The following is a 12,520-nucleotide window of genomic DNA, read 5'->3' as shown; positions in this document are numbered from 1 at the left end:
TAGGCCCGGCATTTGCCGGGCATCATTACCATGCATAATAAAAAATTACTCTGGGCTGTTATTGCCCTTTTCCCACTCGCGGCCTTTTCGCTCTTTATTGGTGTCGCCAATATCAGTTTGGACAGCTTTCTAGCTGGCGATGAACATACCCTTTCCATTCTGTTCGGCAGTCGTTTACCTCGTTTACTCGCTATTTGTCTTGCAGGTGCCGGCCTTAGTGTCGCAGGTTTGATTATGCAGCAGGTCTGTCAAAACAGGTTCGCCGCTCCATCGACAACCGGTACCATTGATTGTGCAATGTTGGGCTACGTGCTGGGTATTGTCTTCTTCGCCGGAGCCAATCGCTGGGTTAGCCTTGGCGTTATTCTGACGTTTGCACTGGTTGGTACACTGCTGTTTGTGCAGTTCCTGCAGCGCTTGCAGTTCAAGAATGCCGTTTTGGTTCCACTTATCGGTATTATGTATGGCAACGTAATCTCGGCAATGACTACCTTTATTGCCTATCGCTATGATCTGGTTCAAACCATGTCGGCTTGGACTGTCGCCAATTTTGCTTCTGTGCTGCAAGGCAATTACGAATTCCTATATCTTGCCCTACCTGCCTGCATGATTGCGTACTATTTCGCTAGCCAATTCAGCGCTGCCAGTGTTGGTGAGAGCTTTGCCAAGAATATCGGCCTGGATTATCAGAAAATTGTCTTTATCGGCGTATTGATTGTTGCCATCCTCGCTTCAACGGTAGTGATGATAGTCGGTGTTATTCCGTTTCTTGGCCTTATTGTCCCTAACCTGGTCGCTATCTTTACGGGCGATAACATGCGCCGCAACCTACCTTGGACAGCCTACTGGGGCGTGGTACTGGTACTGGCCTGCGACATTCTTGGTCGCTTGATTATTTTCCCTTATGAAATGCCTATCTCGATGATCATCAGTATATTCGGTGGGGCTATCTTCATTGCTCTCGTTCTGAAGGATAAATCCAATGCGTGATGGTGTTAAAGTTTCCCTGCTTGCGGTATTTGGGTTACTCATTACTGCCTACTTCATTGGTCAGGGCCTCAACGCACAGAACTATCAGTTCTTCCTGTCTTTACGCCTGCCAAAGGTGATGGCGATTGTGCTTGCAGCCGTTGCAATTTCCACCTCATCTCTGGTATTCCAGACCATCACCAACAACCGTATTCTGACGCCTTCGATTCTGGGTTTCGATTCACTCTATGTGATGATTCAAGTGATTATCGTGGTGATGTTCGGCAGCATGAGTGTGTGGTTTGCCGATGCGAAGGTCAATTTCCTGCTGACAACACTAAGCATGAGCGGCTTCTCTATGCTGCTGTTTAGCCTTTACTTCCGCCGGTCCAATAGCAATGTCTTCACCTTGCTGCTGATTGGTATCATCTGCGGGAGCTTGTTTAGCAGCGTGACCAATTTCTTTACCATGATCTTGGACCCGAATGAGTTCGCCAACTTGCAAAACACCATGTTCGCCAGCTTCAATAACGTCAATGGACAATTGGTTTACTGGTCGATTATCCCTCTCGGTATTTGCCTTGTGTTGTTGTTCTCTCTTTCCAATAAGCTTGATGTGTTCTGGCTAGGGACGGACAACGCCAAAAGCCTTGGGGTTGATACCCATAAGGTGACGATGCAGGTCATGATGGTGATAACTGTTATGGTGGCTATCTCAACGGCTTTGGTTGGTCCGGTATTGTTCTTCGGTTTGATCGTGGTGAGCCTCACTCGCCAACTATTTCGCAGTTACCACCACCGCTTCTTGATGCTGGCGACCAGCACCATGTCGATTGTGTTGCTGGTTGGCGGCCAATGGCTCATCGAAACAGTGTTTGCGTTCGATACCACTATCAGTGTCATCATCAACTTTGTCGGCGGTAGCTACTTCCTCTTCCTTCTAATGCGTAACAAGTTTTGATTTATCATGATTAAATTAACTGGACTCTCAAAAAAATATAACGGCAACTTGGTGGTTAGCGAGGCGAGCGCCCTGTTTCCATTAGGAGAAGTGACTTCAATTATTGGCCCTAACGGCGCTGGTAAAAGTACCCTACTTTCAATGGCTAGCCGCCTGACTGAAAGTGATGCCGGTGAAGTATTGATTGCAGGCAAACCGCTCTCCCAATGGGATACCCAAGAGCTATCAACTCGCTTGGCGGTACTGCGCCAGTCTAATAACATCAATATGCGCTTCACCATCCGTGAGTTGGTGGCCTTTGGCCGTTTCCCACATAGCAAAGGCCGTCTGACTGACGAAGATAACCGTATTATCGATGATGCCCTTGAGCATCTGGATATCACCCACATCCAAGATAAATTCCTCGATCAACTCAGTGGCGGCCAGCGTCAGATGGCATTTATCGCTATGGTAGTTGCGCAAGATACTGACTACATTTTCCTTGATGAGCCACTCAATAACTTGGATATCAAGCACTCTGTCGAAATCATGCAGACTATCCGCAACCTCGCTCACAAGATGAACAAGGCCGTTGTTATCGTGATCCATGATATTAATTTTGCATCTTGCTATTCAGATAACATCGTTGCGATGCGAAAAGGTGAAGTAATCAAAAGCGGCAAAGTTGACGAGGTCATCCAACAGTCAATCATGGAAGATATCTACAATATCCCATTCAAAATCCAAGAGGTTGATGGTAGTCGTATCTGTATGTATTACGGCAGCTAATTCCGTCTTCTACTGACAAATAAAAAAGCGGCGAGTGACCAAAGTTGGACACTCGCCGCTTTTCTTTTACGGTTTCAAGTAAAGCGCGTTACCCCTGAACCGGAATAGGCTGTATGGCTGTTAGTTCAAAACTAATTGCCCCCATAGGGCAAGAAGAACGGCACTGGCCACACCCTGTGCAGCTTTCTTTGATTACCGCAGGGCGCTTTTCATTAAGATCAATAGCTTGTTTCGGGCACTCTTCCGCACACATGTCGCAGTAGCCGTGCAAAACACGGCGGCAGGCACCACTAAAAACAGGAATCATCCCAGTAGAAGCAACATTGTTCGATAATGCTTTGGTTGGGCAAGCTTTCTGGCATTCACCGCAATCAGTGCAGTAATTGCAATCTAGGTGCAGTTCGGGCTTACCATCAATCATAGAGATGACTTGCTGTGGACAGGCTTTCTCACACTCTCCACAGCCATCGCATAACTTGGCTAGCAGTGTTTCATCAACGGCTTGAGGTGGACGGGCGACTTTACGAGTAAAAGGCTCCAGCACCGCGGCGTGATGGGTTTTCTTCACCCCACCCAGCAGACCTCGGAATAGCCCCCGACGACTCACTTGCTTGTGCTCTAGCACCGCTTTGTAATACTTCTCGCTTTTTTCTTGCAATGACCTGCCCTGCCTTATCTGATATATACCCTGCCCCAAAGGGCTCGCTTAGCTAGTTATAATACAACGGCTTAACGATACAGTTTTACAATTCGGTAATCAGCTTTGACCAACTGGGCAAACTGGCGCAGCGTTCCTTCCGCAGCGAAGCTGATACCACGGTAAAAGTCTGTCTCTGCCTGCTCGCGCATGATATGCAACATACGCGGCGCCCAAGTCAGTACATGCTCACTAAGGAATTTTTCCAAAGCACATAAAATCGGCGATGGTTTGTTTTCATCGACCTCTTGTTGCAAGGCCATTTCGGTTAGATGAGCCAGAAATGTAAATATCAAACCGATATGATCTTCTGGCTCGCGCTCACCAGTATCAATCTCGATACCAAATTGAGAATAAAAAGCTTTGATTGCCAAAGTTGGCTGGCCAAAGATTGTCTGCTCTTCAGTCAAGTATACCGATGCCCAAGGGGCAGCTTTCAGGACATCTGGGCCAATGAAAAGAGCCTGGAAGTCCTCTGCTAAAGGTTTTAGCTCTGGCTTATTGCCAAGTAGTTCTAGGCCTTTCTCAACCGAGTCGTTATCGGCATCTAACGGCCACTGCCCAATAAGGTCATTTTGGTAAATAGCATCAATGAATTCGGCAGTTGGCGACTGATGAAGTGCTTGGTAAAGGAAGCGGCTAACTAGCGATAAGCCTGCGATGGTTTGGTATTGTTGTTCGGTCATATTTTTTCCAAAAAAGAAGGCTGAATAATCAGCCTTCCTTGCTTAATCAAATAGTAAAGTTACTTCGACGCTCACTTAGGTTGCTGTCACAAGCAATTACATGCCTGCGCTAGCACTGATGTAGACATCATAGAAGAAAGCGCGGCCCATGAACTCTGATACCAATACAAGTACAAAGCTGGCAATCGCGACATGTTTAGCCGTACTGTTACCCTTCACGGCACTAACTAGCCAGAATAATACACCAGCCAGCAGTAAACCAACACGAGCTAGCGCCAAGCGGAAAGAGTAATCCACCACTTCGAACGGGTTAGCGTGAACGTTCAACTGACCTAGCCATACCAAGTAAGCAGCGTAGCCCATCAAGGCGATAAGGCCAAAACCGGCTGCTGAGACAGCAAGCGTACGATCTGCCTTTGCACCAAGCTCACCCATACCGGATGACTGGGCACGAAGCATCACTGCGGCAGCAATAGGACCAAGTACCGCTGCAGTCATTAAGAACTGGAACGAAGTAAATGGTGTATTCCAAGTCGGGACTGTCGCCAAGGTGTACACATTAGCAATCGCTAGGATAAAGACCACACCCAGCACCATAGCTACCGGCAGCAATAGCTTGCGGATTGCGGGCATCAGGTTGAACAAGCGCATACCTGTGTATGCTGCACCAGCACCACCGAACAGGCTCAAACCAACAATTTCCAGGCTCAACGCACTACCGTGTGCCAAGCCGAACATGACATTGAACATGCGGAATGGCTGGCCTAGGTGAGTCACCGAAGCCACTGCACCGATACCTAGCAAAACAAAAACCGCGATAAAGCTACGGGTCATTGTCTTTGCGTTTGGCTTGAACAGCATTTCAACCAAGCCAAGCGCAATAAACATACCGACAGCAGCTTGAGCTAGTACAGTAAAGAAAACTAGAGATAACTGGCTCATGCGCCCACCTCCGTTGGGTTCTGGATACTACCCTTGGTATCGCCGCTCAACTTGCTGTTTGAGCAAGTGCTGACAATAAGGTTCGGGCTGGTCAAACGTGGATCCGGTAATGGTGCGATATCCGCACGAGCACCGTACTTCTGGCGTAGCTCATGAATAGGACCGAAGTCGATCGCACGTAACGGACAGGATTCAACACAAACCGGCTTCTGACCTGTACCGATACGCTCGTAACAGCCGTCACACTTTGTCATGTGTTTCTTCTCAGGATCGTACTGAGGCGCACCGTAAGGACAAGCCATTTCACAGTAACGACAACCTACACACACATCGCCATCTACCACAACCAGACCGTCTTCTTCACGCTTGTGCATTGCGCCTGTCGGACACGCCTTGGTACATGCCGGGTTGCTACAGTGGTTACAACTAATAGACATGTAGTAAGCAAACACATCGTTGGTAAACGTACCATCTTCATGCTGCACCCAGTCACCGCCCGCGTATTCATATACACGACGCCAGTTAACACCTACTGGTAGGTCACTTCTGTCTTTACAAGATACTTGACACGTTTTGCAGCCAGTACACTTACTGGTATCAACGTGGAAACCATATTGAGTCATTTACGCTTCTCCTTAGGCCTTGGCTACTTCAACTAGAATGGTGTGCTGTGGGTTACCTTTCGATAACGGTGTTGCACGCTGTGACGTCAGCGAGTTGATACAACCGCCTTGGTCGACACCTTTCTTGTCAGGGCTATACCAGGCACCTTGGCCTAGGGCAGTCACACCCGGCATGATACGAGGAGTCACTTTGATTGCGACGCGGATTTCACCACGGTCGTTCCAAACTTTAACGAAATCACCGCTCTTCAAATTGCGTTTCGCAGCATCTACAGGGTTCATCCAAATACCGTCAAATACCGCTTCACGTAGCCACGGGATGTTGTGGTACGTCGAGTGGGTACGGCCTTTGGTGTGATAACCAAATAGCTGCAGAGGGAATTCCTTGGTCTTTGGATCCAAGTGGCTTTCCCAAGTCGTTACGTATTGCGGAAGTGGCGTAATGACATCGCCTTCTTTCAACTCCCACTCTTTGGCAATCGTTTCTAGCTTGGTCGAGTAGATCTCGATACGGCCTGAAGGCGTGCCAACTGGGTTTGCCTCTGGATCCTTGCGGAAATCTTCCAAGGCAATACGGCCTTCTTTCGGCGCAACCACGGTATATGGTCCTTCTTTACGCAACTGCTCAAGGGAAGGAATGTTCGGGTCTTGCTTCATTCGCTCGGCGTAAAGGTGCTCAAGCCACTCATCACGGCTGCGGCCTTCCGTGAACTGCTCGTACAAGCCAAAACGCTTAGATAGTTCCGCACACATTTGGTAGGCACTGCGCGTTTCGTAAAGCGGTTCGATTGCACGAACTAGCGGCCATAGGCCTGCCATCGAGCCAGATGAGTAACCATCAGAGCTAACTTCGTTGTTTTCGATAGTCGTTACATCAGGTAGTAGTAGGTCAGCATGGCGTGCAGATGCCGTCATATGGTTGTCGCATACCACGATAAACTCAGCCAATGACTCATCTTTAATGATTTCGGCATTACGGTTTAGATCCGCATGCTGGTTCATCAATACATTGCCAGAGTATGCAAGAATGAACTTGATTGGCGTACGCATACGCTCGTCACCTTGGATACCGTCAGTCTTGTCGGTCATTTCCTCGTGGCGCCAAATCGCATCACTCCACTTGAAGAACGGGACCTTGACTTTCACAGGGTTAGTACCCACAGGGATACGCGGCGCTGGGTAACCGTAGTTAGCTGGCATATCACCGGTATTGGTACCCGGAAGCCCAATGTTACCGGTTAGGATTGGCAGCATAACGATAGAACGAGAAGTCTGCTCGCCGTTCGCCTGACGTTGAATACCGGTCCCCTGAGTGATGAAACAAGGTTTAGCTGTACCGATTTCGCGAGCAAGTTGGATGATCTTCTTCTCAGGGATACCCGTGATACCTGCCGCCCATTTTGGTGTCTTTTCGATACCGTCAGGACCTTGACCCAAGATATGCGCTTTGTAGTGGCCGTTTGCCGGCGCACTTGCTGGCAGCGTTTTCTCGTCGTAACCCTGACAGTATTTGTCTAGGAACGCCTGATCCACCAGGTTCTCAGTGATCAGTACGTGTGCGATAGCTTCAACCAGAGCGGCATCAGTACCTGGACGAATCGCTAGCCACTCATCTTCTTTACCCAGCATGGTATCTGTGTAGCGTGGGTCGATGATGATGGTACGGACATTTTTCTTACGTTGTGCTGAAATATGCTCGTGGATTTCACCGCCACCACTCATCCGCGTTTCAGCAGGGTTGTAGCCAAACATGACCAACAGCTCTGCATTTTCAATCTCTGTGGTGTAAGAGCCGTAAGCTGCTGCCTTTTTGTCACCGTAGGTGAATGGCAGGGCGAACATGATCTGGCCCCAGCTGTAGTTTCCGTAATAGTCCAGGAAACCACCCATCATATTGAATAGTCGCTTGAAGCAATCCTTACCGTCAGTACGGTAGCCTTGGGTACCCGAGCCGTAAGTAATAAAGATAGAGTCGTTGCCATACTCTTTGATGGTGTACTTCAGTTTGTCAGCCATCAAGTCCAGCGCTTCATCCCAGCTGATACGCTCGAAACGCCCTTCGCCACGCTCACCGACACGTTTCATTGGGTACTTCAGGCGGTCTGGGTTGTAAACACGGTGCTTGATAGAACGGCCACGCAGACACGCACGGATTTGGTGTTTACCAAACTCGCTATCGTCACCACGGTTATCCGTTTCGATCTGAGTAATTACACCATCTTTAGTGTGTACACGAAGTGCACAACGGCTACCACAGTTAACCATACAGGCAGACCAGACTGTGTTAGTCTCTCCTGCAACCTCTTCTTTAGTTTTAGCAACCGCTTTTAGCGGAAGGCCAGAACCGACAGTAGCTGCAGCACCCCCAACAGCGGCACTCCACTTAATAAAGCTACGGCGCTTCATTGGCGAAAGAATTGCTTCGTTTATCCAGTTTTTCATATTGCGACCATTATGAATGAGGAGTAAAACCATCCATTTGTAATTTGTTTTATAAGAACAATACAAATCAAGACGGGTTGTTTTACTTATTTATTATGCGGCTGATACTAAAGTAGTAGTAATCACAAATTAATGATCCCCATCAATTTAAGACACTATGTGATAATAAATTAATGCAAGCACGTATTTTTTGAGCAACAGATATGAAATATGTACAGAAATATAATATTGGATATGAGATAAAATCGGTCATTAATGACATAAACCCTTATGATTACTGGGCGCTGGCATTGATAATCAAACGCAAATGAGAAATGAATTCAGTGAAAATATGCCATTAATAATATTTCATAATATGCCTTATTCTTTAATATTGTCTTCTTTTAAATAGATTTAGAAATTAAAAAAACAGCAACTTGGAATGTATAATAAATCTACTTAAAACATTAAAAACAAACATTCACAGCATGTATGCATCTATAAAAAAAGCCCTGTAAAAGTAATTTACAGGGCTTTTTGTTTTAAAGTTGTATTTTATATGCGTTATTTTGCTTTTGCTACTTGTTCTTCTAGCGCCATACTGTCTTCACGCTTTAGAACTTTATGTCCATCTTCAGTCACACCGTGTTTCCAGTAACTGCTGAAGTAACACATTTTACGATCGACAGCCTTATCCGATGTAATGTAACTACGGATCGTCCTCATCTCACTAAACTCGCAAGCACACCATACCGCCAGGTTCTCCGTGTTCAGTTCTAACGCTTTAACGCAGTTGGAGAGTGAACTTTCAGAGCTGATATTAACAACTAGCTCAACGCTTTCAGACAGGGCAAGAGGCTGTAAATCTGCTTTAGTCGGTACATCAAGGACGACGTGACCTTTGGCATTATCAGGCAGTAACGCCAATTTACCCTGCAACGCGGTCTGCGCCGTCATATCGGCTACCAACAAGAAGTGCTCTGCATCAACTGGCATCGCTTGAATGGGGCGAGGACCAACCAAGGAAATCACATCCCCCACTTGTGCTTTAACGGCCCAACGAGAAGCATAGCCGCCAATATCTGGGGTGATAACGCCATCGAGCTCTGCGAGTTCATGCTTAGCAACATCGATGGTGATTGTACTGGCATCAGGTTGATAGCCTGACACGGTGAAGGTACGCATCATTGGCTTTTGCCCCTCGGGCAAGGTACTGATGTCGGTACTGCCATCGGCAGTAAAAAGGAACTTCACATACTGCCCTGCACTTTCTTGGGAAAAATGCTGGCTTCCTTCACCACCCAGCGTCAAACGGATCATATTGGGGGTGATCAGCTCGTTTCCCACCACCGTCAGCTGCTTTGGGCTCATTTTTGGACGCATAGCCTGGGCCATGTAATACTCCACAATAAAAGTGATAATAAGATTGATTATCACTGATAAAATCAACTTACTTCAACTTAAAATTCGCTACCATGGCATTTAATTGGCTATTGGTAACAGCAAGTTGCTCGGTACTGGCCACAGAATCATCAGCATTGCGATTGAGTTCGTTTGCTGAGATGGCTATCTGGATAGTTATGAGTTGGCTTGATGGTCGTTTCTATGTAAGCAAAGAAGCCCTAAAAAAATTGACCTACCAATACCACAAACACCCCAGCATCCGGCTAACCAATTAGTTTGTGACCTAGCTCTCATGACTAAATTATCCATCAGATTTATAATCTAAATCGTATATCTATCATAGATGGATGACATACCAACCTATTTTGGTTCACCAACAATACCTGTGTATGCTTAACCACTTAAGAATTTGTCTCTGATTAAAATTAAAGTGCGGAAGAAATAACAAACGAAGGCCTTAGGAATGAACATAGCCACATTGCATACAATGAAAATTGCTTTTCTCTACACGCTTGAAGCAAACAAAGTCTTATTTCACCCTTATATTGATCAATACCTTGCCGATAAAAGTGTGACGATTAGCCACCATGTCAATGAGCAACTTCTCAAACAGGCCATGGCTGATGGCCTGACATCGAATGTCGTCAATCTTGTCCAGCGGGAAGTTCAGGAAATAGCCTTAACAGGTGCAGACATCATCATCTGCACCTGCTCAACTATAGGTGATGCAGCAGAGCAAACGATGGATATTACAGCCCGAGTCATTCGTGTCGATAGACCTATGGCGGAGAACGCTGTACTAAATAGCAGCATTCATGTTCTTGCGGCACTAGAAAGCACAATAGAGCCGACCCTAAAGTTGCTTGAGCAATGTGCTAAACAACTAAAACAGTCTCCTGCTATTACTTGTGATGTAATTCCTGGCGCCTGGAAATACTATGCTGATGGAGATACAGTTTCCTATGCTAAAGCTATTGCAAAACACATTGAGCAAAATGACTTTCTCGGCGATAGTATCATCCTTGCTCAAGCCTCAATGGCTCCGGCCATTCAATATATAGAACAGGGATCAGTCCCAATTTTATCCAGCCCAGCATTATGCTGTCAGTATCTATCTAAAATAGTTCCATCACACGATTAAACCAAAAATTCAAAATAGACCTTCTTTCATAAAAATGGTAATCACTTCTGGATACAGTTATCGTTTTTCAAAAGCACATCAAAAAAAAGTTGGATGTGCTTTTATAGAGTTATCTGGCAGATGAGTTACGATTGAAATTTAATATTTACATTTATAGAGAAACCGCCTTTAATGGCTTTAACAAGCCTTGATCATGCGCCATACCAGGAACAAAGGATAACTTATCAGCGGACATTTTTGTTTTGTCAGCTAACTGTATATGGTTCACAGTCCAAACAACACAACCATTTTCCAAGTTAAATAAACTACGAACCTGTGAATAGAGACAGCCATCATCATAAGCTTCGGAAACTGCGGTAGCCCTTCCCTGCCAAGCGACAATAACTTTTTCTTGTGAAGTCGGCAATTCTAAATAAAGCATTTCAGGTTCAATATCTTTTACAACTTTCATGCATAACCTAGTCTGATTATTATCCAGCCTTTCAACCCACAATCGATGTGGAATAGATTTGTCTTCCCACGCCAACATATTCATATAAGTATTCATTCAAAATTCCACGTCATTATTTAAATATTTATTACTGATTTTTATTACTACTTTTTTAACACTCTGAGGCTCAGATGGTGCGACTAAAGGACGATGAGGTTGATTAGTGTTAAAAATAATAAAGTCGTCTTTATATAAAGTAGTGAACTGCTCGTCGATGATATCTTTACCAAAAGCGATGTCTTTCTCTGTAATGAAGTCTTCAGAGATTGAATTAAAAGGACTTAGGCTATACCCATACATTTCCTCTCCTTCCAATACAATTTGTACATCAACATACCTTCGATGAATTTCTGACTTTGTCTCTGAAAGGTGCTTTGTCTTGTCGTCTACAATGAAATAGAAAACATCATCACCAATCACAGGATAAGTACCATTCTTGCTATTTGTTTGAATTTTTCGCTTCACTATCTGGATGATTTCAATCAACGAGCATGGTATATGACGATAGCTTTCCAGAGAGCTTAAGTTACCTCTGTACACTGATACCTCGGGTGGCAAATTAAATATGTAGGTTCATAGTATACCACCCACAACAAGTGGTCGACCAATCCAGTTAAATTAGTAGACCACGATCAAATATTTTGTCTATTTTAGCTAATAAACGCTTTGATAATGTTAAATGACCTTAAACGAAGCCAATCCTGATAGTGCATCACCTTCAGCACCATTTAACGAAAAGTTTCTACCCAAACACTTGGTCAACCAATATTTGAGTTGTTTTGCTATGCGCTCACAGAATCAGTTGTTCAAAACTGGTATTGCAGAAGGAAATATTTGAAGTAACATCAAAGGTATATGGGAAGTGAATAAACAATATAAGGAGGTTTTGTGATTACTATAAAGCCAGCAAGATTGGAAGACAGAGACGCTATCAGCCAGTTGCACGCGACAAGCTGGCAAACTGTTTATGCCGGTTTGCTCACAGAAAAGTACCTTTCTGAAGATGTCTTTACTGAGCGTGGTGCGATTTGGCACCAACGTTTTAGTAAGCCAAGTTCTAATCAACGAATATTGGTCGCAACAGAGGACCATAAGCTGCTTGGTTTTATCTGTATCTATGTCGATCAAAGCCATGAATATGGCACGTTAATCGAAAACCTCCACGTTGATGTCAGCACAATAGGAAAAGGGATCGGCAAAGCATTACTAAAACATGCAGCTCAAGTTATCCAAACAGAAGCCTCACACGCCGGTGCTTATCTAGAGGTGCTCAGCCAAAACCAAAGTGCCCAGAAGTTTTATGATTACCTAGGTGGTAAACCTATTATTACCCAGCAATGGCAAGCGCCAGAAGGTAGTCTGGTAGATGAATTGGTATACGCCTGGACTTCTGTAACACCAATATTAGAAAGCTAACG

13 protein-coding genes are annotated in these 12,520 nt (G+C 45.3%); 5 read left to right on the top strand and 8 right to left on the bottom strand.

Annotated features, from left to right (window positions below; translation table 11 throughout):
* Positions 1-30: 30 nt before the first annotated feature.
* Genes C9J01_RS00880 through C9J01_RS00870 form a run of 3 tightly spaced genes read left to right on the top strand, consistent with a single transcriptional unit; the run spans position 31 to position 2,698 of the window.
* Positions 31-990, top strand: a complete 960-nt coding sequence (locus C9J01_RS00880; protein WP_107296222.1) for an ABC transporter permease — start codon at positions 31-33, stop codon at positions 988-990.
* On the top strand, positions 983-1,930 hold the full coding sequence (locus C9J01_RS00875) for an iron chelate uptake ABC transporter family permease subunit (protein WP_107296221.1): 948 nt from the start codon (positions 983-985) through the stop codon (positions 1,928-1,930). Before C9J01_RS00880 ends, C9J01_RS00875 begins: the two co-directional genes overlap by 8 nt.
* 6 nt (positions 1,931-1,936) lie before the next feature.
* A complete protein-coding gene (locus tag C9J01_RS00870; protein WP_107296220.1) occupies positions 1,937-2,698 on the top strand; it encodes an iron ABC transporter ATP-binding protein in 762 nt (253 codons plus the stop codon).
* An 88-nt stretch (positions 2,699-2,786) separates the two neighbouring features.
* On the opposite strand, the gene C9J01_RS00865 is transcribed toward C9J01_RS00870, so the two are convergent.
* The 6 genes from C9J01_RS00865 to C9J01_RS00840 all read right to left on the bottom strand — a co-directional run bounded on the left by C9J01_RS00865 (position 2,787) and on the right by C9J01_RS00840 (position 9,462).
* Positions 2,787-3,356 (bottom strand): 4Fe-4S binding protein, encoded by a 570-nt coding sequence (locus C9J01_RS00865; RefSeq protein WP_107296219.1) that lies wholly within the window; start codon positions 3,354-3,356, stop codon positions 2,787-2,789.
* A gap of 71 nt (positions 3,357-3,427) precedes the next feature.
* A complete protein-coding gene (locus C9J01_RS00860; protein WP_107296218.1) occupies positions 3,428-4,081 on the bottom strand; it encodes a TorD/DmsD family molecular chaperone in 654 nt (217 codons plus the stop codon).
* 96 nt (positions 4,082-4,177) lie between these two features.
* Positions 4,178-5,023 carry a dimethyl sulfoxide reductase anchor subunit family protein gene (locus C9J01_RS00855; protein ID WP_107296217.1) on the bottom strand — a complete coding sequence of 282 codons (846 nt, stop codon included), beginning with the start codon at positions 5,021-5,023 and terminating at the stop codon, positions 4,178-4,180.
* On the bottom strand, positions 5,020-5,646 hold the full coding sequence (locus C9J01_RS00850) for a DMSO/selenate family reductase complex B subunit (protein WP_107296216.1): 627 nt from the start codon (positions 5,644-5,646) through the stop codon (positions 5,020-5,022). Before C9J01_RS00850 ends, C9J01_RS00855 begins: the two co-directional genes overlap by 4 nt.
* 12 nt (positions 5,647-5,658) lie before the next feature.
* A complete protein-coding gene (locus tag C9J01_RS00845; RefSeq protein WP_107296215.1) occupies positions 5,659-8,088 on the bottom strand; it encodes a DMSO/selenate family reductase complex A subunit in 2,430 nt (809 codons plus the stop codon).
* Positions 8,089-8,631: 543 nt separating this feature from the next.
* The gene (locus C9J01_RS00840; protein WP_237156829.1) at positions 8,632-9,462 is read right to left on the bottom strand and encodes a siderophore-interacting protein; all 831 of its coding nucleotides are present in this window, start codon (positions 9,460-9,462) and stop codon (positions 8,632-8,634) included.
* Between the two features lie 472 nt (positions 9,463-9,934).
* On the opposite strand from C9J01_RS00840, the gene C9J01_RS00830 reads away from it, so the two are divergent.
* Positions 9,935-10,612: a hypothetical protein gene (locus tag C9J01_RS00830; protein ID WP_237156828.1), complete on the top strand. Its 678-nt coding sequence runs from the start codon at positions 9,935-9,937 to the stop codon at positions 10,610-10,612.
* 151 nt (positions 10,613-10,763) lie between these two features.
* Here C9J01_RS00830 and C9J01_RS29565 read toward each other — a convergent pair whose 3' ends face one another.
* Positions 10,764-11,159 carry a hypothetical protein gene (locus C9J01_RS29565; protein WP_158264469.1) on the bottom strand — a complete coding sequence of 132 codons (396 nt, stop codon included), beginning with the start codon at positions 11,157-11,159 and terminating at the stop codon, positions 10,764-10,766.
* A complete protein-coding gene (locus tag C9J01_RS29560) occupies positions 11,160-11,642 on the bottom strand; it encodes a NanQ anomerase/TabA/YiaL family protein (RefSeq protein ID WP_158264468.1) in 483 nt (160 codons plus the stop codon). It abuts the gene before it with no gap.
* Positions 11,643-11,990: 348 nt separating this feature from the next.
* Between C9J01_RS29560 and C9J01_RS00820 the strand changes: the two genes are divergently transcribed.
* Positions 11,991-12,518, top strand: a complete 528-nt coding sequence (locus C9J01_RS00820; protein ID WP_107296212.1) for a GNAT family N-acetyltransferase — start codon at positions 11,991-11,993, stop codon at positions 12,516-12,518.
* Positions 12,519-12,520: the final 2 nt, after the last annotated feature.

The sequence above is a fragment of the Photobacterium rosenbergii genome (assembly GCF_003026455.1).
Classification (GTDB): domain Bacteria; phylum Pseudomonadota; class Gammaproteobacteria; order Enterobacterales; family Vibrionaceae; genus Photobacterium; species Photobacterium rosenbergii.
The sequence above is the reverse complement of the archived record's forward strand: the minus strand, read 5'-3'. Positions and strand labels throughout refer to the sequence as shown.